Source organism: Chitinophaga sp. NPDC101104, from assembly GCF_050277495.1.
GTDB lineage: Bacteria > Bacteroidota > Bacteroidia > Chitinophagales > Chitinophagaceae > Chitinophaga.
This window is the reverse complement of the sequence record NZ_JBNNSF010000001.1, coordinates 2,832,168-2,858,840: the sequence shown is the minus strand read 5'-3', so window position 1 is coordinate 2,858,840 and position 26,673 is coordinate 2,832,168. Positions and strand designations below refer to the sequence as shown.

General features: G+C 57.7%; 22 protein-coding genes. 2 read left to right on the top strand and 20 right to left on the bottom strand.

Annotated elements, in window-relative coordinates:
• Positions 1–33 precede the first annotated feature (33 nt).
• The gene (locus ACQKLP_RS11460; protein ID WP_427322892.1) at positions 34–1,830 is read right to left on the bottom strand and encodes a S41 family peptidase; all 1,797 of its coding nucleotides are present in this window, start codon (positions 1,828–1,830) and stop codon (positions 34–36) included.
• Positions 1,831–1,924: 94 nt separating this feature from the next.
• Here ACQKLP_RS11460 and ACQKLP_RS11455 point away from each other — a divergent pair, with 94 nt between their 5' ends.
• Positions 1,925–2,506, top strand: a complete 582-nt coding sequence (locus ACQKLP_RS11455) for a Crp/Fnr family transcriptional regulator (RefSeq protein ID WP_427322891.1) — start codon at positions 1,925–1,927, stop codon at positions 2,504–2,506.
• A gap of 65 nt (positions 2,507–2,571) precedes the next feature.
• Positions 2,572–3,309, top strand: coding sequence for an SDR family oxidoreductase (locus ACQKLP_RS11450; protein WP_427322890.1), 738 nt, complete (start codon positions 2,572–2,574; stop codon positions 3,307–3,309).
• Positions 3,310–3,367: 58 nt separating this feature from the next.
• On the opposite strand, the gene ACQKLP_RS11445 is transcribed toward ACQKLP_RS11450, so the two are convergent.
• The 19 genes from ACQKLP_RS11445 to ACQKLP_RS11355 form a co-directional block, all read right to left on the bottom strand.
• Entirely contained in the window at positions 3,368–6,643 is a 3,276-nt protein-coding gene (locus tag ACQKLP_RS11445; RefSeq protein ID WP_427322889.1) for a S41 family peptidase, read from the bottom strand.
• Positions 6,644–6,792: 149 nt separating this feature from the next.
• Complete coding sequence (locus ACQKLP_RS11440; protein ID WP_427322888.1) at positions 6,793–7,635, bottom strand: ferritin-like domain-containing protein; 843 nt, start codon at positions 7,633–7,635, stop codon at positions 6,793–6,795.
• Between the two features lie 15 nt (positions 7,636–7,650).
• Entirely contained in the window at positions 7,651–8,355 is a 705-nt protein-coding gene (locus tag ACQKLP_RS11435) for a ferritin-like domain-containing protein (RefSeq protein WP_427322887.1), read from the bottom strand.
• Positions 8,356–8,547: 192 nt separating this feature from the next.
• Positions 8,548–9,978, bottom strand: a complete 1,431-nt coding sequence (locus ACQKLP_RS11430; protein ID WP_427322886.1) for an NADH-quinone oxidoreductase subunit N — start codon at positions 9,976–9,978, stop codon at positions 8,548–8,550.
• A 9-nt stretch (positions 9,979–9,987) separates the two neighbouring features.
• Positions 9,988–11,466: an NADH-quinone oxidoreductase subunit M gene (gene nuoM / locus ACQKLP_RS11425; protein ID WP_427322885.1), complete on the bottom strand. Its 1,479-nt coding sequence runs from the start codon at positions 11,464–11,466 to the stop codon at positions 9,988–9,990.
• Positions 11,467–11,484: 18 nt separating this feature from the next.
• Complete coding sequence (nuoL, locus tag ACQKLP_RS11420) at positions 11,485–13,344, bottom strand: NADH-quinone oxidoreductase subunit L (protein WP_427322884.1); 1,860 nt, start codon at positions 13,342–13,344, stop codon at positions 11,485–11,487.
• 32 nt (positions 13,345–13,376) lie between these two features.
• A complete protein-coding gene (nuoK, locus tag ACQKLP_RS11415) occupies positions 13,377–13,682 on the bottom strand; it encodes an NADH-quinone oxidoreductase subunit NuoK (protein ID WP_341839110.1) in 306 nt (101 codons plus the stop codon).
• The gene (gene nuoJ / locus ACQKLP_RS11410; RefSeq protein ID WP_427322883.1) at positions 13,679–14,206 is read right to left on the bottom strand and encodes an NADH-quinone oxidoreductase subunit J; all 528 of its coding nucleotides are present in this window, start codon (positions 14,204–14,206) and stop codon (positions 13,679–13,681) included. Before nuoJ ends, nuoK begins: the two co-directional genes overlap by 4 nt.
• A 12-nt stretch (positions 14,207–14,218) precedes the next feature.
• On the bottom strand, positions 14,219–14,734 hold the full coding sequence (gene nuoI / locus ACQKLP_RS11405; protein WP_427322882.1) for an NADH-quinone oxidoreductase subunit NuoI: 516 nt from the start codon (positions 14,732–14,734) through the stop codon (positions 14,219–14,221).
• Between the two features lie 6 nt (positions 14,735–14,740).
• Positions 14,741–15,694 carry an NADH-quinone oxidoreductase subunit NuoH gene (nuoH, locus tag ACQKLP_RS11400; RefSeq protein ID WP_427322881.1) on the bottom strand — a complete coding sequence of 318 codons (954 nt, stop codon included), beginning with the start codon at positions 15,692–15,694 and terminating at the stop codon, positions 14,741–14,743.
• Between the two features lie 24 nt (positions 15,695–15,718).
• On the bottom strand, positions 15,719–18,418 hold the full coding sequence (gene nuoG, locus ACQKLP_RS11395) for an NADH-quinone oxidoreductase subunit NuoG (protein WP_427322880.1): 2,700 nt from the start codon (positions 18,416–18,418) through the stop codon (positions 15,719–15,721).
• Positions 18,415–19,731, bottom strand: a complete 1,317-nt coding sequence (nuoF, locus tag ACQKLP_RS11390) for an NADH-quinone oxidoreductase subunit NuoF (RefSeq protein WP_427322879.1) — start codon at positions 19,729–19,731, stop codon at positions 18,415–18,417. Before nuoF ends, nuoG begins: the two co-directional genes overlap by 4 nt.
• A 1-nt stretch (position 19,732) precedes the next feature.
• Positions 19,733–20,197, bottom strand: a complete 465-nt coding sequence (gene nuoE / locus ACQKLP_RS11385; protein ID WP_427322878.1) for an NADH-quinone oxidoreductase subunit NuoE — start codon at positions 20,195–20,197, stop codon at positions 19,733–19,735.
• 11 nt (positions 20,198–20,208) lie between these two features.
• Entirely contained in the window at positions 20,209–21,948 is a 1,740-nt protein-coding gene (gene nuoC, locus ACQKLP_RS11380) for an NADH-quinone oxidoreductase subunit C/D (RefSeq protein WP_427322877.1), read from the bottom strand.
• A gap of 105 nt (positions 21,949–22,053) precedes the next feature.
• A complete protein-coding gene (locus tag ACQKLP_RS11375; protein WP_427322876.1) occupies positions 22,054–22,845 on the bottom strand; it encodes an MBL fold metallo-hydrolase in 792 nt (263 codons plus the stop codon).
• Positions 22,846–22,884: 39 nt separating this feature from the next.
• Positions 22,885–23,523, bottom strand: coding sequence for an NADH-quinone oxidoreductase subunit B (locus tag ACQKLP_RS11370; RefSeq protein ID WP_427322875.1), 639 nt, complete (start codon positions 23,521–23,523; stop codon positions 22,885–22,887).
• On the bottom strand, positions 23,504–23,947 hold the full coding sequence (locus ACQKLP_RS11365) for an NADH-quinone oxidoreductase subunit A (protein ID WP_427322874.1): 444 nt from the start codon (positions 23,945–23,947) through the stop codon (positions 23,504–23,506). The genes ACQKLP_RS11370 and ACQKLP_RS11365 overlap by 20 nt, the downstream gene beginning before the upstream one ends.
• A gap of 178 nt (positions 23,948–24,125) precedes the next feature.
• Complete coding sequence (locus ACQKLP_RS11360; protein WP_126249146.1) at positions 24,126–24,566, bottom strand: CBS domain-containing protein; 441 nt, start codon at positions 24,564–24,566, stop codon at positions 24,126–24,128.
• A gap of 370 nt (positions 24,567–24,936) precedes the next feature.
• Positions 24,937–26,631 carry a GMC oxidoreductase gene (locus ACQKLP_RS11355; RefSeq protein ID WP_427322873.1) on the bottom strand — a complete coding sequence of 565 codons (1,695 nt, stop codon included), beginning with the start codon at positions 26,629–26,631 and terminating at the stop codon, positions 24,937–24,939.
• Positions 26,632–26,673 lie beyond the last annotated feature (42 nt).

Sequence of the window (26,673 nt, the reverse complement as noted above, 5' to 3'; positions counted from 1 at the left end):
AGGGCGCCTTTCCTGTTATTGTACACCTGGTGGTCAGGGGTTTGCGGCGAGGTATTGAAGGGCGCGTTGAAAGATAACGTCTTTCCCGCCGGTGAATTCCGCAACGGTCAGCGGCACTTCCACGTCGGGCGCGATGCCGATGCCTTGCGTGTAACCGCCATCCGGATAGAGGACGCCGAGGCCGGAGATCACGAAACGCATGTCCTGGTTGCCCACCATGGGGATTTGGGTGACGTCACCGTCGGCACCACCGGTGGTACGGCCGATCAGCACCGTATTCCCTTTGCGGGCCTTCACGATCATGGTAAGCATTTCTGGCCGGCTGACGGACTTTTCCGCGATCAATACCACCACTTTCCCTTTGAAATGGACCTTACGATCGGGACCGCGCTTATATTCCACCGTTTTCGTAAGGCCGGGGTAGCTGATCGTTCCGTTCCATAAAATACATTCCGTCTGCTTTTTGAACAGGAAATGGGTGAAGTTGATGAAATCGAAATTGGGATAGGTGCGGCATTCTATAATTAGAGATTGGGCTTTTTCGAGCAATTGCCGCGTGGTATCCGCCATTTTGCCCGACCATTTCGCAGGATCGATGTACAGGATACCGCCTTCCAGCATCCGCATGGCCGGCGGTGGCACTTCCTGTTTCTGCGCTTCCTGCTGCTTTGCCCAGGCCCTGGCGCCAATGGCCAGATACCGCGCAACCTCCTCTTCTCCATACTTTGCCCGGAATGTTTTGGACTGGCCGCCGCTTTCATAACCGACTTTCAGCGTATCGCCGTTCGCCGGCATCATCCGCAGCATGCCCGAAACGGTAATGTAGTAATCCTTCATTTCCCTGCGCGGATCGCTCATCATGGCCCGTAAAGCATCTACATAGCGGATCACGGGCGTGCCGTTGATGTGGTGTACCCTGTCGCCCGGGCGGATCCCGCTCAATTCCGCAAACCCGGAATCGGTCTGATGCACGAAAACCGTATCTCCGATAACGGCCATGGTAAAAGGCAAGCGGATGAGCCGGCCGGGCAGTACATATTCCGGGAATTTGGCGAAAGTGGGCATGATACTGTGCCCGTCCGTAATGGCGGCGTTGAGCCTGATCAAGGCCTGCGCATAGGCGCGATCGGTATTGGCATCGGCGAATTCCGGTATGAAGCGCGCCAGCTTCGCCGGCCACTGGCCTTGCTGCTGGTATTTGGCGGGAAGGTAATATTCGATGATGTTCCAGTAGCGGAACAGCGCCAGGAGGCGGAAATGCTTTTCGGGCAGGAAGTCTTTCCCGTATGTCTCCTCCTTGAATTGGGGGGACGGATAGCCGGAAACGTCCGGCGTGACGATGTATTTATTTTTGAACGGCTTGAAATAGTCCGCCAATGCGGTTAAGCGGTCTTTTTCCGCCTGGCCGAGCTGCTTTGCGGATGCGATCCATTGGTGGTTTACGTTCACTTTTTCGATTTCCTTCGCATCGGCGAGCTGCTTCGCACCGGATTTCCGGCCGGATGGCGCGGAAGGGGCGGCAGAATCGAGCATCATGCGGATGGACGGAAGCACGCCGGCGGCGGGGTTTTCATCCATCGCTTTCAGTTGATCGATGAGTACTTTGTCCCAATCGATGTTGCGTTCGCTGATAACGGGCGAGAAATACTTCAGGTAGCCCCAAACCCGCGCCAGCAACACCAGGTCGGCCGTTTTGCCGGTATCGGGGGAAATGGGTTGTTCTTTGATGGATGCCTGCTGCCGGTCCGGGAATGCCGCGCAACCGGAAGCGATTTGTACGGCGGTGGATGCGAATAAGGCGATAGCGATAAACCGGGTCAATGTCTTCATGGAGGTATAACATTAAAAAGTAGGTGAATTTATGTTTTTGCCGCGATTACGCAACGTCAATCCGTATATTTAGGAACAAATCCGCCCCGCCGATATGCCACATGATAAGCTCCATCACTTCCTCGACAACTTGACGCCGATCGCGCCAGCTACCTGGGAGCGGGTGCATCCATTGTTTACGGAAGGGCGCCTCGGCAAAGGGGAACATTTCATCCGCGAAGGGCAGCTGGCGCGGGAGATCGGGTTCCTGGCGGAAGGGGTCATGCGGGCATATTACCGGAACGCCGCCGGACAGGAATACAACAAGCATTTCTTCACGGCGCCCTGCTTCATCGGGGGCTATGCGTCGCTGATCACGGGAGCGCCGAACATGATCCAACAGGAGGCGCTGACGGATTGTACCGTGCTTTCCGCACCCTACGGGCATTTCCTGCAGTTGTTCGATCGATGTCCGGACCTGGAGCGGGCGGCGCGCATCCTGGCGGAGGGGTTCTTCGTGGCCAAGGAGCAACGCGAGATCGAGATCGTGCAGCTGGACGCGGAGGCGCGTTACCGGCTTTTCCGTGAGCGGTCGCCGGGGCTGGAGGCGCTCGTCCCGCAATACCACATCGCTTCTTACCTGGGAATTTCACCTACGCAACTGAGCCGCATCCGCAGGAAATCTTCCGGCCGCTGATTTCTTTACCTATGTAAACGGAATTCACACAGCTGAAATGGAAATTTGCCGGAAATCCTTTGCTCATGCATCTCTCCGGCAATACCGTCCTCATCACCGGCGGCTCCTCCGGCATCGGCCTCGCGCTGGCCCGGCAATTCCAAATACACAACAACCGCGTCATCATCACCGGGCGCGATGGCGCAAAACTCGCATCCGCCGAAAAGGAACTGCCCGGCATCCACACTTTCCGGACCGACCATACCGATCCGGCTTCCGCGATTTCTTTGCGCGATTACATCTCCGAACACCACCCGGCCCTGAACGTCCTCATCAACAATGCCGGCGTGCAATACAGTTACGCTTTCGGCCACGATCCGGCATCCGCCGGAAACATCGCTACCGAAACGCAGATCAATTTCATCGCTCCGCTCCTGCTCACCAATGCCCTGCTGCCCTTTCTCACCGGGCAACCGGCATCTGCCATCGTATTCGTAAGCAGTGCATTATACATCGCCCCGAAACGTTCCGCACCGGTGTATTGCGCCACCAAAGCCGCCATCCACACCTTCGCGAAAGCGCTCAGGTATCAGTTGGAAGGCTCCTCCGTCAAAGTGTTCGAGATCATCCCGCCGCTGGTAGACACCGCCATGACGACCGATCGCAGCAGCAGCGGTAAAATGTCCACGGACAGGCTCGCCCGGATTTTCATCCGCAACTTCCACAGCGATGATACCGAACAGTATATCGGGAAGAGCCGGTTGTTGAAAATGCTTTCCCGGATTTCGCCGCGGCTCGCGGAAAGCATGATGAAAAACGGGTAAAAAAGAACGGCCGCCCGGATTGCTCCAGGCGGCCGTTCATGTAACATTTCGTTACAGATTATTTCACGCGTACCGGGTCGGCCGGTTTGGGGACCGGTTGCCAGGTTTTCGTTTTCAGTTCTTCCAGCAGGATCTGCACGCCTTTCTCCAGCTGCGGATCGCGGCCGGCGATCACGTCTGCCGGGGTTTGTTCCACATCCACATCCGCAGGCGTACCTACGTTTTCGATGATCCATTTGCCGTTGGTATCGTAAATACCGAAGCTCGGCGAAGTCACATAACCTCCGTCGATGAGCGAAGGATAGCCGCTGATGCCCACCAGGATACCCATGGTACGTTTACCGACGAGTTTGCCCAGTTTCTTGTGATTGAACATCCAGGGCATCATATCGCCGCCGGAACCTGCGTATTCGTTGATCAGCATGGCTTTCGGGCCATAGATGCCGTTACCCGGCGTAGTAAAACTGCGGCCGTCGCGCACGCCCCAGTAGCTCATTACTTCCCGGTTCAGCACGTCTATCACGTAATCGGCCACAGAGCCGCCGCCGTTGAAGCGCTCGTCGAGCAGCAGGGCTTTTTTGTCGGCCTGCGCATAGTAATAACGGTTAAAGGAATTATACCCTTCGCGGCCGGTATTGATCATATGCAGGTAAGCGATCTTTCCACCGCTCAACTGGTCTACTTTCCTGCGGTTCCCTTCCACCCAGTCTACGTAGCGGAGACCGTATTCGGTAGACACGGGAACAGGTTCCACTACGATTTCGCGCGCACCGGTTTCCGAAGCGGAGCCGTTCACCTTCAGCGTCACCTGGCGGCCGGCCTGGTTCTGCATCAGTTCGTGGATGCTGGTGGTCGCGTTCAGCGGAACGCCGTTAACGGCCAGGATATAATCGCCTTCCTTCACGTTGAGGCCAGGAATGGCCAGGGGCGCTTTGGCCTCGGGGTTCCAGCTTTCGCCGTTGTAGATTTTCGCGATGCGGTAGCGGCCGTCGATCACTTCGTAGTCTGCTCCCAGCATGCCTACGTTCACGCTCGGACCGGAAGGCATATCGCCCAGGCCCACGTAGTTGTGGCCCACCACCATTTCACTCATCATTTCGTTGAGAAGATAGGTGAGATCGGCGCGGCTGCTCACATGCGGCAGCAGGGCTTCATACTTGCGGCGGTTGGCATCCCAATCCACGCCGTGCATATTTTTTACGTAGAAGAAGTCTTTTTCGATCTTGTACACTTCGTCGAAAATCTGTTTCCACTCGGCCACGGGGTCTACGTAAACGGTTACGTTGGACAGGTCTACCTTGCCGTCGCCCGGCGCAGGTTTCCGCTCCGTTCCCACGATCTGGAAGTTGTTGCCGCCTCCGGCGATGAGCATCTTCTTGCCGTCGGCGCTGATCATGAAGCGGCCACCTTTGGCGAAGGTTTCGGTTTTCCTTTCTTTCAGGTCGAAGTATTTGATCTCACTTCCGTCAGTGAAGAAAATTTTATCTTTCACTGCGCCGCTCACGCCGTATATAACGCCTTGCGGAACGGGGATCGAAATGATGCGCTGCTGCAGGCCCTCTACGTCTACAAACGCGGCATCAGGCTTGGCAGGCGTGGTTTTGATGCTGTCTTTCTTCTTGTCCTTTTCTTTATCCTTATCTTCTTTTTTGTCGTCGGTTTTCACCGTTTCCTCATCGCTTTCCGGCGTGAAGGGCGTAGCGGTGTTTTTCGACAGCACCGCGGCGTAGAGCGCCATGGCGTTGCCGCGGTCGTAGGTCTGCATATGCAGCCCGCTGAGGCCCATACCGCTGTTGGTGCTGGCGGGGAAGAAGAGATATTTCCCGTCGGCGCTGAACGAAGGCGCACTGGCGTCGCTCATTCCGTCGGTCACGCGAACGGTTTTGCCGCCGGCCACTTCGTATAGGAACACCGCATCAAAGCCGTTCTCCTCGGCATTTAGGAAAGTGATCCATTTCGAATCGGGCGACCACGAAGGCTGGAAAGGATTGCTGCTGCCGGAAGGGATGCTGCCGTTGGCATACGTCGCCACTTTGGTGATCTTCCTGCTGGCCACGTCGAGCACAAAGAGGTTGAAGTGCGCGTCGCTGTAAAGGATTTTTTTGCTATCGGGCGACCAGCTCAGGCCGAAATAATACACGGTTTTACCCAGCTCGATCTCGATCGGCTTATCCATGGCTTTCTGGTCGCGGAGGATGAGCTTGTAATTGCCGTCCTTATCGGAAACATAAGAAATGTACTTCCCGTCGGGCGACCAGCCCGGCAGGCGTTCGTGGGAACCGGGAGAATTGGAGATGTTGCGCACATCGCCTTTTTCCTTCGGAACGGAAAGGATTTCACCACGGCCCTGAACGAGGAGCCGTGCGCCGGTGGGCGACAGGAACACGTTCTCGAAATTACTCAGCTTTTCGTACCGCGGCCGTTTGGAGGGGATATCCGCCTGGAGGGTCACGGAAAGGTCGGTCACTTTGCCGGTACCGGGGTCCAGCAGGTGGAGCGTGCCGGCCTGCTCGAATGCGAGCGTTTTACCGTCGCCCTGGAGCGATTTCACATCGTCGGTCTTGTATTGCGTAACCTGTGTAATCTGCTTCGAATCGGTATCGTAGCGGAAAACGTTCATGGTGTGGTTACGGTCGCTGAGGAAGTATACGTTTTTGCCGATCCATTGCGGGCGGATGTTGTTGGCGTTTTCCCCGGGGATTTCCACGATCTGGTTATTGGCGTGGTTGAAGATCCAGATTTTGGGCGCATAACCGCCGCGGTAGCGTTTGAAGGGGCGGTACACGGCGCCGCCTTCGGTAGGATCGGGATTTTTGATATATGCGGTAAACTTCCCGTCGGGCGAAACGGCGCCCTGGGTAGCTTCGGGAATGCGCTGATGCGGTTGCTGGAGGCCGCCTTTGAGGCTGGCGGTGTAGAGGCGCTGTGTTCTGCCCGTGGGCGATTCCAGGCCGGAGGCGTAGAGGATATGATCATTATCCACCCACCCGCGAACCACCTCGGAGGCAGGATGGAACGTGATGCGCCGGGGCTCGCCGCCTTCTACCGGCACCACGTACACGTCCGAATTGCCATCGTAATTACCGGTAAAGGCTACCCATTTGCCATCGGGCGAAATCACGGGCTCCGTTTCCAGGGCCGGGTTGATGGTGAGCCTTTTGGGTGCGGAACCATCGCGGTTCGCGATCCAGATATCTCCGCCATACATAAACGCAACATGCTGGGCGCTCACCGTAGGGTTACGGAGCAGTTTGGTGGGGCTTTGCGCCATGGTGACGGGTGCGCCGGCCAGCAGGAAGGCGCCGGCGGCAAGAAGCATACTTTTCTGTATCATAAGCAGACTTGGGTTTGATATTGCCGGAAAGAAACGGCAGTAGCGCAAAATAAGGATAAAATCCCAAGCCGGAAAATCGATATTGCAAGATAAGAATGTCGCGCCGCCGGAAGGCCCGGGGCGCGACGGAATGGAAAACACAAGTCAGATCATACGATAAACGGCGCCACGATATCCAGCACGGCCTGTTTGCTCAGCGGCTCGTCGAACGCTTCGGTGGCGGCGTTCACCCCCACGCCCGTTCCGTTGATCCCTACGATATTGATCCCCGCCTGCGCGCTGACGTCTTCACCATTATAGCTGGCCTGCACGGCGGCGCCGATGCCACCGGTGTCTTTCCCGGTGATCCAGGGCTTGATGGTGTTATTGGCCGTCAGGTTCCTCCGCATATAACGGATATGGGCGGCATGGCGCGCCTCTACGCTATGGATCTTCAGCGCGGCCGTCAGCACGTCGTTACTGGAGATCAGCTCCCCCGCCTGCCCCTTGTAGGCCCTCACGCCCGTATCCTCGAAAGTCTGCGCCACGGCAAGGAAAAGCGGGTAATTCGAAAAAACGCCCTTGAACGGCCCGTTCCCGCTGCCGTCGCCCGCACTGAAATCGAATGTGGGCTTGGGGACCGGCGTGGCTCCCAGCGAACTGATCGTCGTTTTCAAGAGCGAGACATGCGCGTTCTCATGGTCGCGGATCGTAGCGATGGCTCCGGTCGGCGGGCCGGCGGGCACCAGGCCGGGTGCAGCCGCGCCGAGGGTATAAAATTCCGCTTCGAGATATTCCAGCGTAAGGGCGAACTGCAACACCTGCACGATGCCGGAAGTAGACTGCCCGTAAGCTTTCTTGAACAAACTGCCCAGCGCCAAAGGTATGGCGGCGAGGGCGAGCTTCCCGCCAATACTGGCCAGTCCGTTGATGGCGGACCGCCGGCTGCTCATGCGGTCGTGGAGCTCGGGGTCTTGCTGCTCCAGTTCTGTAATGATATGTTCGATGTTCATGTTTCGGATTTTAGATCAGGAAGTGGGAAGATTGGACGCGTTGATCTTCGATTTCAGGAAGCCGCCGGCTACTTTCAGCACGTCTGGCGGTGCGAGCGCCATATCGAGCCCATTGGCGTCTACGGCGGAGCTGTCGGCGAAAGAACCGTTGCTCAGCAAATCACGGATCATGGCCGCGTGGCGCGCTTCCACGGAAACGATTTTGCCAGCCAGCAACAGGTAAGCGCCATCGGTGATCAATTTGCCGGCGCCGTTATAGGCCGCCACGCCCAGGTCTTCGAAAGCTTTGGCAGTCCCCAGCACACTCGCCCTGCTGCTGAAATCGATCTTGCTGAAATCCGTCTCCAGCATGGGGATCGCTTTACCGCCCAATGCATTCCGGAAAAACTCGCGGTGCGCGATCTCATGATCGCGGATGTCTGTCAGAAATTGTTGCTCCGTTGCCGTGGCGCCGCTGAAAAATGTTTGCGTAACGCGAATGTAGAACGCGGCTTCGAGCTGCTCCAGCGCATAAGCATAGTTGAGTATCCCGATATCGCCACTGCCAAGGTTGACGCCATTGTCGGGCGAAGGATCGTCGTTGTTGGAACAGGCATGCATCAGCGTGGCCGCAGCGGCGGTTCCCGCGAAAAGCGAGAGGAACCGCCGGCGCTGCTGGCCTTTCAGTGATAGCATGGCATGCCCCTCCTGTTCCTGTGGAACATTCAGTTTTTCTGCCATAAAATCTTCGTTTACTGGTGGATTAAGAAAGGTTACTGCTCAGTGAATGGATTTGGATGTTTTACACGAAGATATACGCGGCCAAATTCCAATTGGTTTTCGATCATCCGAAATAAATTATTACGGTTGTTTGCATGAAATGAAAAAGCCCGCTTCGCGGGAAGCGGGCGATCATACTGTATAACCGGCCGGTCAGCCCATGGTCAGTATCATATCGCGGATCATGGCAATGAGGACTGACGGATAGATCCCTAACCATAGCAACAGCGCCATGAGGGCAGACAGGGCGAACAGGCCGAAGAACGGCAGGCGCTTCCGGGCAAACGTACCCTCCTGCGGCGCAAACATCACCGCCACCAGGCGGATGTAATAAAACAAACCGATCACGCTGTTCACCACCAGCAGCGCCAGCAGCAGCCACAGTCCGGCGTTCACGCCCGCTGCCACCACATAGAACTTGCCGATGAACCCAGCCGTCAGCGGGATGCCCGCCAGCGACAACAGCATCGCCGTGAAAATAGCTGCCAGCCAGGGTTGCCGCCAAAACAGGCCGCTGAAGTCTTCCAGCATTTCCACATCGTTCAGCTCATCGCTCAGCAATGCCAATACCCCGAACGCCCCGATGCTCGTGATCACATAAGCCACCAGGTAAAATATCACCGCCTCCTGCCCTGCTTCGGAACCGGCCAGGAACGCGATGAGGATATACCCCATATGCGAAATGGACGAATACGCCAGCAACCGCTTCACATTGCGCTGCATGAGCGCGAGCCAGTTCCCCGCAAACATGCTCGCCATGGCGATGATGGCCAGCACCCACCATAATATCGTGTATTCATATCCGTTTACATCCCTGTAAAACCGCATGAGCAGCACGAGCATGCTGCCTTTGGACACCGTAGCGATATATGCCGCCACCGGCAGCGGCGCCCCTTCATAAATATCCGGCGCCCACATATGGAACGGCACAATGCCGAGCTTGAACCCTACACCAATGAGCATGAGCCCGAAACCCGCCACCACCGTTACTGGCGCGGAGGAAATACTTTTGAGGTACTGCCCGATCCCCACAAAATCCATCGTCCCGGATTCCGCATACACCAGCGCCATACCGAAGAGCAGGAATGCCGACGAAAGTGCCGCCAGCAGCAGGTATTTGATCCCCGCTTCGTCTGACCGCTCCCGCGCGCGCAGGTATGCGATCAGCCCGTACAGACTGATGCTCATCGTTTCCAGTCCGAGGAACAGCGATACGAAGTTGCGGCTCACCAGCAGCACGATCCCGCCCACCGTAGCCAGCAACAGCAGGATGTAATATTCCTCCTTCCGCTCTTCGCGCTGCTCGAAATAATTGAACGACAGCAGCAGCACGCTGAGGCCCGCGGCGAGGATCAGCCCCGTGTTGAATTCCGCGAACTTGTCGACCACGAACAGCGGCGCAACGAAGTACGGCATTGCAACCGGCTGCCGGAACAGCGACAGCAGCGCGATAAGGAATGCCGCTACGGTGAAGGCGTGCATCAGCCGGTGATTGCGGCGTATCGCCACCAGCAGCATGGCGATCACGGAGGCGCCGGCGAGGATCAGCACGGGCAGCAAGGCAAGCAGATCTTGGGTAGACATATGTCCGATTTATTTTTCCTTGTATTGAAAAGCGACGACCGGCGCGGCTTTCGAAGCAGTGTCGATCACCCGCTGGGGGAACAGCCCCAGCCAGATGATGGCGATCACCAGCGGCAGCAGCATCACGGCTTCGCGGAACGTCATATCCTTCAAACGGAACTCGCGCAGCGAAATCCCGAAAAATACTTTCTGCATGATGCGCAAACTGTACACCGTGGCTACTACCAGCCCGATGGCCGCCAGCACGGTGATCCAGGGCGACGCCTGCCAGCTGCCGGCCAGGATGAGGAATTCCGCGATGAAATTCCCCAGCCCCGGGAGCCCCAGCGATGCCATGACGAACACCATAGTGATGGTCCCCAATCCAGGCAAAGCCGCCCACAATCCACCCATCTTCTCCAGCTCGCGCGTGTGAAGCCTTTCATACAGCACCCCGGCGATCATGAACAGCGCGCCGGTGCTGATGCCATGCGTGATCATCTGCATCACCACGCCCTGGTAAGCCAGCTCGTTGAACGCGAAAGCCCCCACCAGCACAAACCCCATGTGGCTCACACTCGTGTACGCCACCAGCCGCTTGAAATCGGTTTGTGCGAACGCCAGCTGCCCGCCGTACAAAATCCCGATCGCGCCGAGCAGCATGAACACCTGCGCAAAAGCGTGGCAGGCCTCGGGGAACAGGGGCAGCACGAAGCGCAGGATGCCGTAAGCGCCGGTTTTAAGCAGCAGTCCGGCGAGGATGACGGACCCCGCGGTCGGCGCTTCCGTATGCGCATCGGGCAACCAGGTATGGAATGGAAATGCCGGTAACTTGACGAGGAACGCCGCCATGAACCCCAGCATCAGCCATCGGCCAATCCCTTGCTCAAGGGGCGTTTGCAGCAATTCTGCATATGAAAAGGTGTAATTACCGGTGGATGCGCCGTGCACGAAATACAGTCCCAATATGGAAAGCAGCATGAGCAAACCGCCCGCCTGCGTGAAGAGGAAAAACTTCAGCGAAGCGTACAACCTGCGCCCATGGCCCCAGATGCCGATAAGAAAATACATGGGGATGAGCATCACTTCCCAGAAGAAATAGAACAGGAACAGGTCCATCACGAGAAAAACACCCGCGATACCGCCCAGTACGAATAAAAGGTTGAAGTAGTAGAAGCCCGTGCGGTCGCGGATTTCGTCCCACGACACCAGCACCGCCATGACACCGAGAAAGAACGTGAGCACGATCATGAGGAGGCTGAGGCCGTCCATCGCCAGGGAAAGGCTCACGCCGAAGCGGGGCATCCAGGGTTGATGGTAGACGTATCGCCAGTCTGCCCCCGCCAGCGAGGCCGGTTCCGGCTGCACCCAGATGCCCACGGCGAGCACGAGGCCCGCGAGCATCACCAGCAGGGCGACCCATCGGGGAAGGGTGGCGTTCACGGCCGCGGAAGCCCAGGCCAGAAAAGCGCCCACCAGTGGAAATAATATGAATGCCAGCAGTATCATGCCGAATCGTTTTTCAGGTTACATGGAATGCCGCCAGATGATGACGGACAGTATCAGGACCGCGCCCATCACCACTCCCAGCACATACCACCTGATGATCCCGCTTTGCGTGGCGGACATCATCCGGTGAAGCCCGCGGGTAATGGCGGCCAGCCCGGTGTATACGTTGTCGATTATATCTTTCCGGTTGAGTTTCGCTATCCGGACGAATGGCTGAACGAACACCACGTCGTACGCCGCATCGAAGCCCCAGCCGCTTTTCAGGAAAGCGCCCGCTTCTTTAGGGAACGGCGCGTTCAGCAATCGCCAGGTAATGTAAATAGCCAGCGCTGCAAGGCCCGCGGTGATGGTTTGCAGTCCCCACTCCGCCGCCACGCTGGCATGCGGTGTTGCCACTTCCGGCAGTACGGGTCGCAGGAAATCGCTCAGCCAGGTGAAATGCCCGAGGGTATGCGGCAACTCCAGGAACCCGGCAAGCGTGCTGCAAACCGCCAGTACGTGTAGCGGTATCATCATTTCCGGGCCGGGTTTGTGGTGGACGTGCGTCTGTTCCTTCCCGAAAAATACCAGCAGCATCATCCGCGTGGTATAGGCCGCTGTGATGAAAGCCCCCAGCACCGCGGCAAACGCGTACACCGGCCTGCCTCCCGACGCCGTGCCCGCCAGCCAGATGATCTGGTCTTTGCTGTACCATCCCGACGAAATGAACGGAATGGCCGCCAGCGACAACGAGCCTATCAAAAACACGAGGAACACGCCGGGCAGGGATTTGCGCAATCCGCCCATTTTGAACATATCCTGCTCGTGATGCAGCGCATGGATGACGGCGCCCGCACCGAGGAATAACAAAGCTTTGAAAAACGCATGGGTAATGAAATGGAAGATGGCGGCCGACCAGGCGCCAACGCCCAGCGCGAGGAACATATACCCGATCTGGCTGATGGTGGAATAAGCCAGTACCCGTTTGATGTCTGTTTGCACCCAGGCGCTGAAACCCGCCAGCAGCAATGTAACCGCCCCGGTGATGGCCACGGCCGTCTGCGCCGCGGGCGCCAGCGCAAAGATGACGTTCGTCCGCGCGATGAGGTACACGCCTGCCGTTACCATCGTGGCCGCATGGATGAGGGCGCTCACGGGCGTTGGGCCCGCCATGGCGTCAGGCAACCAGGTTTGCAGCGGCAGCTGGGCAGATTTTCCGACCGCGCCGCCCAGCAGGAGGAACGCGATCCATACGACCGTGGGGTCTCCCGCCGCCCAGAGACTTTGCGCCCGCTCCAGCACCACCGACAATTGTAAGCTCCCCGTATGCTGCACGAGCAAAAACAGTGCGATGGCCATGGCAGTATCACCCACCCGGGTCACGATGAAGGCTTTGCGCGCGGCCGCACCGTTCGCAGGATCTTTGTACCAGAACCCGATCAGCAGGTAACTGCACAGCCCCACGCCTTCCCAGCCCAGGTACATCAGTAAAAGATTATCGGCCAGCACGAGCATGAGCATCGATCCCACAAACAGGTTCATGCACGCGAAAAACCGCGCGAAATCGGGATCGTCGGACATATAGCCCGTCGAGTAAATATGGATCAGCCATCCCACGAACGTGATGACGAACGTGAACGACAGGGAAAGCGCATCCAGCCGCAGGTTGACGCCGATGCTGAAGTCGCCCACCCGCAGCCATTCCCATAAATGCTGGCTGAACGCCGGAACGCCCGACTGCATGAACTGCCAGCCCGCCACGATGGTCACCAGCGCCGCCAGCCCGATACTGCCGCAGCCCACGGCGATCACGCCGGGCTTCCCGATCTTACCGGAAAACAGGATCAGGACAAGAGCGCCCAGGAAAGGGAGCGCGGGAACGAGGTACATCCATTCCATAATGCAATGTTTTTACGTTTCTCGATGCGGATTCAGCCCCGCATCCGGCTGGCTTCGTCGCTGTCCAGCGTTTTGAGCTGGTGGTACAACTGGAGGATCAGCGCCAGGCCTACAGACACTTCCGCCGCGGCCATGGCGAGGATGAACATGAACATCACCTGCCCTTCCGGTTGCCCCCACCTGCTGGCCGCCACAATGAAGGCGAGCCCCGCGGCGTTGAGCATGATTTCCACAGACACCAGCATGAAGATGATGTTCCGGCGGATCAGCATGCTGATCAGGCCCAGTGTGAACAATACCCCTGCAAGGACGAGCCCTGCCGTTGTTGCGTTGATCATGACGGCGAATTTTCTAGGAAACGGTGAACGATTTTCTTCTTTTGACGGCCGAGGTGATAAGCCCCTACGATCCCTGCCATCAGCAGCATGCCCGCCAGCTCAACAGCCAGGATGTAAGGGCCGAACAAACTTTGGCCCACTGCCTTCGGGTCTACCACTTTGATCTCCGCACCCGTATCCACAGGCTGGACCATGAGGAAGATCAGCTCCGCCAGCAGTACGAGGCACAGTATCGACGGACCGATCCATACGCCCGGCGTCATCCAGCTGCGCTCTTCGCCAGCGGTCTGGCTGCCGAGGTTGAGCATCATCACGAAAAATATGATCAGCACCATGATGGCGCCTGCATAAATGATCAGTTCCAGCGCGGCCATGAAAGGCGCCCCGTACAGGTAAAACACCACCGCCACGCTGAGCAGCGACACGATGAAGTACAGCAGCGCATGCATGATATTGTACCGGGTTATGACCATGATGGTCGACAAAACGGCCACAGCGGCCGCGATATAGAATGCGGTTCCCATACCGTTGGGTTTTTAAGGTAACAGACTGCGCACGTTGACCGGCGGTTCTTCCCACTGGGCTTCTCCCTTGTCTTTCCCCGCGATGGCCATGCCCGCCACGCGGTAATAGTTGTAGCCGGGATATTTGCCCTGGCTGTCGATGAGCAGGTCTTCCTTTTCATACACCAGGTTCTGCCGGTCGTATTCCGCCATTTCGAAATCGGGCAGCAGTTGAATGGCGTAGGTAGGACAGGCCTCTTCGCAGAACCCGCAGAAGATGCAGCGGGAAAAGTTGATGCGGAAGAAGCCGGGATACCGCCGTCCGTCGGGAGCTTCGGCTGCCTGCAGGGAGATGCAGTCTACCGGGCATGCGGCGGCACAGAGATAGCAGCCCACGCAGCGTTCGCCGCCGTCGGGGTCGCGGGTGAGCGCGATGCGGCCACGCCAGCGTGCGGGAAGGGGGGCTTTTTCTTCCGGGTACTGGTACGTTTCGCGTTTGTGGAACATGTGCAGGAACACCAGCCACATACTTCTGAGTAAACTGAACATAACCGGTCATTTATCGATGAACAATTTGATGGCCGCCGTGCCGAGCAGATTCAGCAAGGACAGCGGGAACAATACCTTCCATCCGTATTCCATCAGCTGATCGTACCGGGGCCGCGGCATGGAGGCGCGCAGCAGGATAAAGACCATGATGAACACGAACGTTTTCAGCACGAACCAGATCACGCCGGGCAGGAAGGCGGGGCCTAGCCATCCCCCGAAATACAACGTCACGATCATAGAGGAAATGAGGGTGATGCCGAGATATTCCCCGATGAAGAACATCCCGAATTTCATCCCCGAATATTCTGAGTGGAAACCCGCCACCAGTTCGCTTTCCGCTTCCGGGATGTCGAACGGCAGGCGGTGCGTTTCGGCGATGCCTGCAATGAAGAAGATGACGAATCCCAGTAACTGCGGGAATATATACCACATCCCCCGCTGCGCTTCCACGATCTGCCCGAGGTTGAACGTGCCGCTGAGGATGACCGTTCCCATGAGCGCCAGGCCCATGAACACTTCGTAACTGATCATCTGCGACGCGCCCCGCATGGCGCCCAGCAATGCGTATTTATTGTTGGACGCCCATCCCCCCAGCACGATGCTGTACACGCCCAGCGAAGACATCGCCAGGAAAAAAAGTATCCCGATGTTCATATCGGCCACCACGATCCCCGGCCCGAAAGGCACCACGGCAAAAGCCATGAGCACACTCGCCACCACCACCGCCGGCGCAAACACGAATACGACCTTGTCCGCAAACGGCGGGATCCAGTCTTCCTTGAAAAACAGTTTCAGCGTATCCGCCAGCACGATGAGGATGCCGAAAGGCCCTGCCCGGTTGGGGCCGTACCTGTCCTGCCAGAGCGCCAGCATCCGCCTTTCGAGCCAGATGAGGCCGGCCGCCGTATTGAGCAGTACGAACAGTACGCCGCCGATGATCCACCAGTATTGTGCTTCCATATCGAAATGTATTATCGTTATCGTTTACGCCTGCATCTTCGCCAGTACCGGCAAATCCACTACAGGCGAATGCGGCAGTCCCGCGTTCATGCCCGCCAGTCCGCGCGGCATCCAGTGATTGGCCCTGGCCACCAGCTTGCAGGTATGATGGTCCATTTCCACCGTCACCCAGTTGCCGGGCGTGATGTTCCACTGCGCGAGATCGTCCGGGTTGAGGAAGATGCAGCAGAAATCAGATGCGTTTTTCGCAATGCCCGGCGTGTACATGCTCAGCTCCTCCGACCCGAAAATGTTATAGACCGGCATGATGTGCACATGCCCGGGGATCGGCACGAACGTGTCCGGCGCTTCGTGGAAATACGGCGGACTACCATTCACGTGCGGTTCCAGCAGGCGGATGCCCGGGTCGCCGCCATGGAGGTGCCCTCCTATTTCCTGTTGGTATTTGTTCACGGATTGTACGGAATTCCAGCCCGGCGACCAGAAAAACGGAATGAGCGGCGCCGGCGGCTCTCCCCTGAAACCTTCCATGGTGAAGGATAGCGGCGTGTCCTCGTCTTCCGCGGGCTTCGGCTCGCTCACGTTCACATTCGCCTGCATGGCCGTTCGCCCGCTGTAGCGGTGCGGCTCGCGGGGGATGCGCTGCCCGTTGATCCGGAAATCGGCGTGCGGCGCGAGATGCTGCACGGATGCGAGAGCCGGCATTCCGGTAGTCAGCGCCCAATCGATATCGTCGAGGTTATGAAGGCCGTGGAGCGACGGCACCTGCGCGCGCTCCGCGATCTGGAGGCACCAACGCCAGCTTTCCTGCACATCTCCCTTGGGGACGTACACCTGGTAGTAACGCTGCGCGCGGCCTTCGTTGTTGACGACGGTGCCGTCGGCTTCAGCGAAGGTCCCCGCGGGCAGCAGCACCGTCGCTTTCTCAGCGGTGCGGTTGTATAAATGATCGATGAGGATGACATCCTGCGCATGCAGGAAAAATTCGTCGATAAGATGTTCGTCTGCGCGGCGGTAGAGATCGTTTTCCAGCACGATCACCGTATCCGCCTCTCCCTGCCGCAACACATCGATGGCCGTATCGAGCCGGTGGCCGCCGAGCATTTCGAGGCCGAGACTGTTCACTTCCGGCAACGTGAGGCTGAGCAAAGGATTGCGGCCTTTATGCTGTAACGCCCAGGCCACGTTGGCCGCGGCTTTCATCATATGATCGCATCCGCTGCCATACCCGCCGATGATCAGCGGCCGCTCCGCCGCCAGCAGTCCCGCCGCTATTTTTTCGACCAGCGCGGTTTCTTCCGGCGCCAGTCCGGTAATGGGCTCGATGTCAGCCCCCAACTGCTGCGCCACCGCGAATCCCAGTCGCGCCAGCTGCTCCGGCGCGCCGCGTTGCACGGCTTCCGCCAGTTCGTCCAGTTTGGTGGGGATGGTATTGAATATGAAAAGCGGCCCGTGATCTTCCTGCACCGCTTCGCGCACGGCGGCATCCTGCCATTCGGCGAGGTGGACCTGCCCCATGGCGTCGGCCTCCGGCTTGCGCCGTACGGCCTGCCGCACCGCCAATGCGAGCATGGGCGCGGTGTTGGTAAGGTCTTCCCCCAAAATGAATACCGCATCGGCCTCGCCTGCTTCCTGGAGGGAAGGCGTTCGGACGGGCCCGTCGCGGAGGATTTTCAGCGCGAGGGAAGTAAGTTCATGGTCCGAATCGGACATGCCGAGGTAGAAATTGTCTTCCCCCACCAGCAGCTTCAGCGCGAAATTCGATTCCAGGCTGGCGCGTGGCGAGCCTATGCCGATGGTGCGGCCGTTCTTCAACCGCGCCGCCACCTGGCCCAGCACATGCTCCTTATTGACCGTACCGTTGGAATGCGGACGGAACGCGGGTTGCAGGATGCGCTGATCACTGTTGACGAACTCATATCCGTACCTTCCGCGATCGCAGAGAAAATAGCCGTTCACTTCGCCGTTGTAGCGGTTGGCGATCTGGCGGAGGGAACCGTAACGCTCGCCGGCGCTCGTGTTGCATCCCAGGGAACAGCCCTGGCAGACCGACGGCGCCCAGGTCATATCCCACTTGCGGGTGTAATGCGATTTGAGGGTTTTGTCGGTAAACACGCCCGTAGGGCATACTTCCGCAAGATTCCCGCTGAACTCACTTTCCAGCCGGCCGCTTTCGCATCGCCCGAAATAGACGTGGTTGTGTGCGGCGAAGACGTTGAGGTCTTTTCCGCCGGCATAATCTTTATAAAAACGCACGCACCGGTAACACTGGATGCAGCGGTTCATTTCATGGTTGAGGAAGGGCCCGAGGTCCTGGTTCTCGTACGTCCGTTTGGAGAAGCGGTAATTGCGGTACGTGTGGCCCGTCATCACCGTCATGTCCTGTAAATGGCAGGAGCCGCCTTCGTCGCATACGGCGCAATCGTGCGGGTGGTTGGTCATGAGCCAGCCGATGACCTGTTCCCGGAAAGCCTTTGCGCCAGGGTCTTCCAGCGAAAGCCGGAGATTGTCGCGCACGGGCTCCATGCATCCCATCACCAGGCGCCCCGTCTTATCGTCTTCGTCCTTGAACACTTTCACGGCGCATTGCCTGCAGGCGCCCACCGAGCCAAGCGCCGGGTGCCAGCAGAAGTACGGAAGGTTCAAACCCAGCTCCAGACAGGCTTCCAGGAGATTCTTCCCCGGCTTCGCTTCGTATGGCTTGTTATCGATGTAAATGGTCATAAGTGATGGGTATGATGGAGGTGAGCGGATGCGGGAGCGGCCGGCACGGGGTCGTGGTACGGACAGCGGTGTTCCCGGATGTGTCTTTCAAAATCGTCGCGGAAATATTTGAGGGCGCTTTGCAAAGGCTCCATGGCACCGGGTGCCAGTGCGCAGAAAGTGTTCCCTGGCCCGAGCCATTCCGTATGGCGGAGCAGGAGCTCCAGGTCTTCGTCGCGCCCCTTTCCCTGCTCGATGGCCCAGAGCAGCTTTTCCGTCCAGGGAAGGCCTTCGCGGCAGGGCGTGCAGAACCCGCAGGATTCCTGTGCGAAGAAGTGCTCGAGGTTGTGCACGAACCCGACGGGGCAGGTCTGGTCGTCGAGCACCACCATCGTCCCCGTTCCCAAACGGCTGCCTGCTGCGGCAACGCCGGCGAAATCGAGGGTGATGTCCATGTGTTTGTCGATGAGGAAGTCGGTAGATGCGCCGCCCGGCAACACGCCCCGGAAACCGAATCCGTTTTTCATGCCGCCGGCGTAATCTTCCATCAGTTCGCGCATCGTGATGCCCATGGGGAGTTCCCAGGCGCCGGGTTTGTTCACGCGGCCGGAAACGCCGTAGATCTTGGTGCCGCCATCCGCCGTTCTGCTCAGTGATTTAAACCAGTCTGCGCCTTTATTGACGATATGGGGGATGAACGACAGGGTTTCGACGTTGTTGACGATGGTGGGCTTGCCGAACAGTCCGGAGACTTGCGGGAACGGGGGTTTGGCCCGCGGTGTGGCGCGTTTGCCTTCAAGGGAATTGAGTAGCGCGGTTTCTTCGCCGCACATGTATCTCCCCACGCCCGTATGCAAATGCATTTCCAGGGAATACCCGGTGCCGAGGATATCTTTTCCCAGGTACCCCGCATCATACGCTTCCGCGATCGCCTTCCGCACCGCAACGGCCGCGTCTTTATACGCCCAGCGGAGGAACACGAACGCTTCGGTGGCCTGTATCGCATACGCCGCTACGATCATACCTTCCAGCAACTGGTGGGGATTACCTTCCAGCAGCCATCTGTCTTTGAACGTTCCCGGTTCCATTTCGTCGGCATTGGCCACGAGGTATTTGGGGCCGGGAACGTCCATCGGCACGAAGCTCCACTTCATACCGGTGCTGAATCCCGCGCCGCCGCGGCCTTTCATGTTCGACTCCTTCACCAGTGCCGTCACTTCCTGCGGCTGCATATGGCGTACCGCCTTGCGCACGGCCTGGTAGCCGCCGATGGCCTCGTACTGGCGGATCTCCAGCGGCGGAAAGGTGATGTGTTGAGTGAGCGGTCGTTCCATATCAGGTATATTTTTCGAGTATGTCAGCTAATGCGGAAGGTTGCAGATCGCGGTAGGTATCCTTGTCGACCATCATCGCCGGCGCATGATCGCAGGTGCCGAGGCAGGGATTGGGCAGCAGGGTGAAACGCCCGTCTGCCGTCGTTTGCCCGTACTGGATCTCCAGCAGCCGCGTCAATTCGGCATGGATGCCTTTAAGGCCCATCACGTAACAGCTGATACTGTCGCACAACAGGATGATGTGCCGGCCAACGGGCTGGCGGAAGATGAGGTTGTAAAAGGTAGCCACGCTGTCTACCTCTTCCGCGCTCATATCGAGGATATCGGCGACGTCGCGGATGCTTTCGTCAGACACCCATCTGCGGTGTTCCTGGACGATCTTGAGGGCTTCTATGCAGGCGGCCTTTTTGATGGGCACCTGCCGGATCTTTTCCTCGATTTTTTCTTTTTCGGTCATCGATAGCATACAATTCGTTTTTACCGGTCAATATCCGCCAGCACGTAATCCATGGCGCCGAGGATGGATAAAAGGTCGGCCACCGTATACCCGCGGCTGATGTACGGGACCATCTGCATATGAGCGAACGAGGGCGTGCGCACGCGCACCCGGTAGGGCGCGGTGTTGCCGTCGCTGGTGAGGTAATAGCTGTTCCACCCTTTCGTGGCTTCGGTGACGATCATGGCTTCGCCGTTCGGGATCACCGGGCCCCAGGAAACGTGGAGGAAATGATGGATGAGGGTTTCGATGTCCTGCATCGTATATTGCTTCACCGGCGGCGTGGCCAGCGGATGATCGGATTTATACGGGCCTTCGGGCATGTTGTTCAGGCATTGCTCGACGATGCGGAGGCTTTCCCACATTTCCTGCACGCGCACCACGGCCCGGTCGTAACAATCGCCGTTCCGGCCCGTCGGGATGTCGAATTCATAGTGCTCATACCCGCTGTAGGGCCGCTTCTTGCGCATATCCCAATCCATCCCGCAGGCCCGCAGGTTGGGGCCGGTAGCGCCCCAGTCGATGGCCTCTTCCAGCGAGAAAACCCCGATGCCCACCGTGCGCGCCTTGAACAGCGCGTTACGCATCACCATCTTGTCGTATTCCTTTAATTTCTTCGGGAAGTACTGCACGAATTCGCGGACGAGCTTATCCCATCCCTGCGGCAGGTCCTGCGCCACGCCGCCGATCCGGAACCAGTTGGGATGCATCCGCCCGCCGCAGACGGCTTCGATGATGTTGAAAATCTTTTCCCGGTCGGTGAACATGTAGAACACAGGCGAAAGTTGCCCGACGTCTTGCGCGAAGGTGCCGTACCACACGAGGTGACTGGCGATGCGGAACAGTTCGCACAACATGACGCGGATCACTTCAGCCCGTTGCGGGATGTGGATGCCGGCCAGTTTTTCTACGGAAAGTAAATAAGCGAGGTTATTGTTGACGCCGCCGAGGTAATCGATGCGGTCTGTGTAGGGAATGTAGGTGTGCCAGCTCTGGCGTTCCCCCATTTTTTCGGCGCCGCGGTGATGGAAACCGATGTCTGGCACTGCGTCTACGATATCTTCGCCATCGAGCTGGAGGATGATGCGGAGCACGCCGTGGGTGCCGGGGTGTTGGGGGCCGATGTTGAGGAACATGAAATCGGAGTCGTCAGACTGCCGGCGGAGGCCCCATTCTTCCGGGTCGAACTGCAGGGCCTCCTGCTCCCTGTCTTCTTTTTCGGGAAACAATCGGAACGGCCCCATTTCGGTGGCCCGTGCGGGATGCTCTTTGCGGAGCGGGTGGCCCTCCCAGGTGGTTGGCATAAGAATGCGGCGAAGCAGGGGATGCCCATCGAAACGGATGCCGAACATGTCGAACACTTCCCTTTCATACCAGTTGGCGGACGGCCAGATGTGGGTAATGCTGGGGGTGACGGGAAACTCGCCGCGGAGGGCTACTTTCAGGCGGAGGAAGGCATTTCGTTCGAAGGAGAAGAGATGGTAGACGAGGGTGAATTCGCAGGTGCCGTTGTACTTACTTTTACAGGCACGCTCGTCGATGGCCGTGAGGTCATAGAGCATGCGGTAAGGTTGGTCCGCTTCACTGCGGAGGTACTCCAGAACAGGTACGATCTTCCCTTGTGGCGTCCAGATGGTGGGCGTCTCATCCCGGGTGAGCTGTTCATGGAACAGCTGCTCGCCGAACCGGGAGCAGAGGGCAGAAAAGATGCTTGCAGGCATGATGCGGGTTTTGTGTATCCATGCGCCTGGCTGCTGGCTTTTCCAGTCTGTTATACCCTTGCTTGAAATGAGCTGTTGGTCGCTATATCGGGTTTTGTATCAGTTTCAGATTCTTTCTTCCGGCTCATGCACCCTGATCGCTGCCTCTTCTCCCGCCGCCGCTGCGGCCCTTTGCGGATGCCCGCCGTGATGATGATGGTGGCCGATGAACTTCCGGCCGAATTTCATGCCTGCACCGTGCAGGATGCTTTTTCCGTGACCGAAACAGGCGACGTCGAAATCGAACGTGGCCAGCTTTTCGAGGCTGTGCCTCCCTGCTTCGAAGTCTTCGTAAAAGGTCGAATACCCCAGTCCGAAGAGATTGTCGCAGGCATCTGCCGCAAACAGCACATTCTTCGCGCCCGGGAAGAAAAAGGCCAGTTGCCCATCGCTATGCCCCGGAATGTGCACCGCCTGTATCCCGCCGCCGATGGGCAGCCATTCGCCGTCTTCCAGCAACCGGTCTATCCGGAACGGTGTGATGGAACCCGGCGCCCCGGCAATGAACATCCGGTAAATGAGGCGGTTGACCAACCCCGTGAAATGCGGACGCTCGGGCTTCGGGATGTATCCTGCTTCCACCCACTTCCGCTCGGCCGGATGCATGTATATCTTCGCGCCCGTGATGGCCTTCAGGTCGGCAGCACTGCCAGAATGGTCCGGGTGGCTGTGCGTCAGCAGGATGTTTTTCAGGTCATCCGGCTGCCGGCCGATGGATTGCAGCAGTTCCAGTATGAGGCCGCTGCTGTCGGGCGCTCCCGTGTCTATGAGCGTCAGCTTTTCATCGTCGATCAGAAATGCGTTCGACTTTCCCAAATTCAGTTCATAGACATTCTCGGTGATCCTTCGGATACTCATGCGGTGTAGGTTTATAGGTTGCGGCGGGCGGGATCCCTTTCAGATTTCGTCCGGCGTCTTGAATTCGGTCATATTCCGGCGCTTCTCGCGGAAGCGGTCTTTCATCGATTCTTTTTCGGGCCTGATCACGCCCTGGTCGCCGATCGTCCAGCTCAGGGGGCGCAATTCCTTTCCCACGGATTCCTGCAACAGCAGCAGGCCGTGCATGAAGGCATCGGGGCGCGGCGGGCATCCGGGAACGTATACGTCTACCGGTAAAAATTTGTCGACGCCCTGTACCACGCTGTAAATATCATACATCCCGCCTGAATTCGCACAGCTGCCCATGGAAATTACCCAGCGCGGCTCCATCATCTGTTCGTATAGCCGCTGGATGATGGGCGCCATCTTGATGAAAACCGTTCCGGCGATGATCATGACGTCTGCTTCCCGGGGCGTTCCGCGGATCACCTCCGCGCCGAAACGCGCGAGGTCGTACTTGGGCGTCATCCCGGTAGCCATTTCCACGAAGCAGCACGAAAGCCCGAAGTGGAAGGGCCACATGCTGTTTTTGCGGCCCCAGGCCACGAGGCGCTCCACGGAGGTGAGCATCACACTCTGGCCCACGGAGTCTTCGGCCGAGTAATTGCCGTTGCTGCGCGGCGCGGCATCTTTCGGTTCAGTTAACCACCACTTCATGGCTGTCGGTTTTAGGTTGAAGGGATGTGGACTGCATCTTCCGGAAGGCTTTCAGGATTTTCTTCCCGTCCGGCCCGAAATCGAGTGCGCCGTTCCGCCATTCGTAGATGAGGACGACCAGCAGGATGGCGATGAAGACAGACACGCCGATGAACCCCGCCCATCCGAGCTCTCCGAACGCTATGGCCCAGGAGATCACGAAAACGGTCTCGATGTCGAAGATGACAAACAACATGGCAACAAGGTAAAATTGGGACGGGAAGCGGAGACGCGCGGAGCCGGTGGATAAAATACCGGCCTCATAAGCTTCGCCCGTAGAGCGGTCTTTATGGCGCTGGCCCAGCAGGTAGGACAGACCCAGGATCGCCAGTACCAATACGAGTACGATGGCGCCAAATACGAGAAATGGCCAGGTTGGGTGCATAACAATCGTTTTATGGGTTCATCTGCGGGTAATCCGGATGGGCGCTGGTGAGGGGCTCCTTTGCAGTTGTTTTATTGTAGCCAATCGAATTCCAACTCCTCGCACCGGGCAGATGCAGGCCATAAAACAATAAACAACGCCGGGGATGTGGCTGTCTGTAACTGTTGTAACTGATCCGTTAATGATGCGTGCCGGTAATATAGCACTCCAGGTTTTCAATGATGTGTTTCTGTTCGTCCATGATATATTTCACTACATCCCCGATGGAGACAATGCCGATGAGTCTTCCTCCGGCATCCACCACCGGCAAATGCCGGATTCTTTTATCGGTCATCTTGCACATGCAGTTCTCGATCGTTTCGTCTTCCGAAACCGTGATCGGGTGTTCTGTCATGATCTCGCGGATCGTGGTCTCTTTCGAAGCACGACCTTTCAATATTACCCGGCGCGCATAATCGCGCTCGGAAAATATGCCCATAAAATGATCTTTATCTACGACGGTGAGGGCGCCAACATTCCGGTCCACCAATACTTTAAGGGCTTCATAAACGGTGCTGTCCGGATGTACGGAGTAAACTGCGTGACCTTTGCCCACCAAGATGTCTCTGACTCTCCCCATGGTAAGCTGTATTTAAGTTTTAACAATAACGTGTGCGAAAAACCTACTTTAAGTTACCTTATTTAATCCGTAAAATCAAAAAGAACCCCGAAAAAAGCCGTCAACAAATTTGTTTGCGCCCCTTTTCCCGCTACCAAATAATCCGTTATACGTGTAAATTTTTAACCCGATGTTCATCCCCACTGCAACGTCCCTTCCGTTATTCCATCCGCGGATGCCCGGATACCGATGCAGCAACCGCCTGAAGCGGGCCGAACACCACAAATTCGTTTGTGCGGGAATGCAGCCAGGCGGCTTATCCCTCCTGCCTATGCCCAAAAAATAAAGGCCGGCAACGCGCCGGCCTTTCGTATGTACATTACAGTTAGTATCACAGGTTTTGTTTCTTCAGCTCGTTCACGCCATGGTCCACCGCACGCGCCGTAAGCGCCATGTAGGTGATCGACGGGTTTTGACAGGCCGAAGAGCTCATGCACGCGCCGTCCGTGATAAACACGTTCTTTGCCGCATGCACCTGGTTGAAACCGTTGAGCACTGAGGTTTTGGGATCGCGGCCCATGCGCGCCGTCCCCATTTCGTGGATGCAATGGCCCGGCGGCGGCATATCGTCGCTACCGCCAACGTTCTTCAATCCTGCCGCTTCCAGCATTTCCTTCGCGCTTTCCAGCATGTCTTTGCGCATGGCCAGCTCGTTGTCGCGGAAATTGCAGTCGATGTCCAGCGTAGGCAGCCCCCATTTGTCGGTTTTCGTTTTATTAAGTCGCACGGTATTGTCCGCATACGGCAGATGTTCGCCCCATGCACCGATCCACATACCCCATTCACCCGCTTCGGTATTGCCTTCTTTCAGTTCGATGCCGATGCCATCCATCGTTTGTTTGCGGCCGCGCCCGGCGCCGCCCTGGTAGCCGAATCCGCGGACATAATCCTTGCGGTTGGTATTGCCGCCGATGTTGCGGAACCGGGGGATGTATATACCGTTGGCACGCCGTCCGTAAGTGTATTGGTCCTGGAACCCGTCAAACGACCCGCCGGCGCCTACGCCGAAATGGTGGTCCATAAGGTTGCGGCCCACCTGGTCGCTATCGTTACCGAAGCCGTTAGGGAAGCGGTTGCTGACGGAATTGAGGAGGATGGCGGTGGTACCGAGCGTGGAGGCGTTGAGGAAGATGATCTTTGCCGTGTATTCGATCACTTCTTTCGTTTCCGCATCCATGATGCGCACGCCTTTCGCTTTCTGCGTGCTTTCGTCGTACATCACTTCCAGCACGATGGAATGCGGGCGAAGCGTGAGGTTGCCGGTTTTGGCCGCCGCCGGAAGGGTGACGCCGTTACTGCTGAAGTACCCGGTGAAAGGGCATCCCCGCGCGCAAAGGTCGCGGTACTGGCAAGGCCCTCTCCCGTTGTGCGCTTCGGTAACGTGCGCGCAACGGCCGATGGTCATGATGCGGTCTTTGTAATGCGCTTTAATGCGCGCCGCCACGTGCTTTTCGAGGCAGTTCATCTCCATGGCCTTGAGGAATTCGCCGTCCGGCAATTGGGGAAGGTTTTCCGCCTGGCCGCTGATCCCGATATATTTTTCGACATAGCTGTACCAGGGCGCAACGTCCTTGTACCTGATCGGCCAATCTACACCATGGCCGTCTTTGGCGTTGGCTTCGAAGTCGATATCGCTCCAGCGGTAGACCTGCCGCCCCCACATGAGCGACCGGCCGCCGACATGGTTGCCGCGCAGCCAGTTGAAGGGTTTGATCTCGTTGTAGGGATTCTCCTTATCGTTCACCCAGAAATGCTGCGTGGCTTCGTCGAACGCGTAGCAGCGGCTCTGGATGGGATGGTTCTCCTCCATTTCCCGGGTAAATTTGCCGTGATGGGGATAATCCCAGGGGTTCCAGTTAGCGGTCGGATAATCCTTGATATGCTCAACGTTCCTGCCTCTTTCCAGCACGAGGGTCTTGAGCCCTTTTTCGCACAGCTCCTTGGCTGCCCAGCCGCCGCTGATGCCCGATCCTACCACGATGGCGTCGTAGGAATTTTCGGCCGCGGCCTTGATGTTAAGATTCATTGTAGCGTGGGTTTTAAAACGGGAAAAGCCGCACAGAACGCG

What these genes read in the sequence shown, in the direction of transcription:
- ACQKLP_RS11460 (WP_427322892.1), bottom strand. Translation starts at nt 1,830, where the DNA reads ATGAAGACATTGACCCGGTTTATCGCTATCGCCTTATTCGCATCCACC.
- ACQKLP_RS11455 (WP_427322891.1), top strand. Translation starts at nt 1,925, where the DNA reads ATGCCACATGATAAGCTCCATCACTTCCTCGACAACTTGACGCCGATC.
- ACQKLP_RS11450 (WP_427322890.1), top strand. Translation starts at nt 2,572, where the DNA reads ATGCATCTCTCCGGCAATACCGTCCTCATCACCGGCGGCTCCTCCGGC.
- ACQKLP_RS11445 (WP_427322889.1), bottom strand. Translation starts at nt 6,643, where the DNA reads ATGATACAGAAAAGTATGCTTCTTGCCGCCGGCGCCTTCCTGCTGGCC.
- ACQKLP_RS11440 (WP_427322888.1), bottom strand. Translation starts at nt 7,635, where the DNA reads ATGAACATCGAACATATCATTACAGAACTGGAGCAGCAAGACCCCGAG.
- ACQKLP_RS11435 (WP_427322887.1), bottom strand. Translation starts at nt 8,355, where the DNA reads ATGGCAGAAAAACTGAATGTTCCACAGGAACAGGAGGGGCATGCCATG.
- ACQKLP_RS11430 (WP_427322886.1), bottom strand. Translation starts at nt 9,978, where the DNA reads ATGTCTACCCAAGATCTGCTTGCCTTGCTGCCCGTGCTGATCCTCGCC.
- nuoM (WP_427322885.1), bottom strand. Translation starts at nt 11,466, where the DNA reads ATGATACTGCTGGCATTCATATTATTTCCACTGGTGGGCGCTTTTCTG.
- nuoL (WP_427322884.1), bottom strand. Translation starts at nt 13,344, where the DNA reads ATGGAATGGATGTACCTCGTTCCCGCGCTCCCTTTCCTGGGCGCTCTT.
- nuoK (WP_341839110.1), bottom strand. Translation starts at nt 13,682, where the DNA reads ATGATCAACGCAACAACGGCAGGGCTCGTCCTTGCAGGGGTATTGTTC.
- nuoJ (WP_427322883.1), bottom strand. Translation starts at nt 14,206, where the DNA reads ATGGGAACCGCATTCTATATCGCGGCCGCTGTGGCCGTTTTGTCGACC.
- nuoI (WP_427322882.1), bottom strand. Translation starts at nt 14,734, where the DNA reads ATGTTCAGTTTACTCAGAAGTATGTGGCTGGTGTTCCTGCACATGTTC.
- nuoH (WP_427322881.1), bottom strand. Translation starts at nt 15,694, where the DNA reads ATGGAAGCACAATACTGGTGGATCATCGGCGGCGTACTGTTCGTACTG.
- nuoG (WP_427322880.1), bottom strand. Translation starts at nt 18,418, where the DNA reads ATGACCATTTACATCGATAACAAGCCATACGAAGCGAAGCCGGGGAAG.
- nuoF (WP_427322879.1), bottom strand. Translation starts at nt 19,731, where the DNA reads ATGGAACGACCGCTCACTCAACACATCACCTTTCCGCCGCTGGAGATC.
- nuoE (WP_427322878.1), bottom strand. Translation starts at nt 20,197, where the DNA reads ATGCTATCGATGACCGAAAAAGAAAAAATCGAGGAAAAGATCCGGCAG.
- nuoC (WP_427322877.1), bottom strand. Translation starts at nt 21,948, where the DNA reads ATGCCTGCAAGCATCTTTTCTGCCCTCTGCTCCCGGTTCGGCGAGCAG.
- ACQKLP_RS11375 (WP_427322876.1), bottom strand. Translation starts at nt 22,845, where the DNA reads ATGAGTATCCGAAGGATCACCGAGAATGTCTATGAACTGAATTTGGGA.
- ACQKLP_RS11370 (WP_427322875.1), bottom strand. Translation starts at nt 23,523, where the DNA reads ATGAAGTGGTGGTTAACTGAACCGAAAGATGCCGCGCCGCGCAGCAAC.
- ACQKLP_RS11365 (WP_427322874.1), bottom strand. Translation starts at nt 23,947, where the DNA reads ATGCACCCAACCTGGCCATTTCTCGTATTTGGCGCCATCGTACTCGTA.
- ACQKLP_RS11360 (WP_126249146.1), bottom strand. Translation starts at nt 24,566, where the DNA reads ATGGGGAGAGTCAGAGACATCTTGGTGGGCAAAGGTCACGCAGTTTAC.
- ACQKLP_RS11355 (WP_427322873.1), bottom strand. Translation starts at nt 26,631, where the DNA reads ATGAATCTTAACATCAAGGCCGCGGCCGAAAATTCCTACGACGCCATC.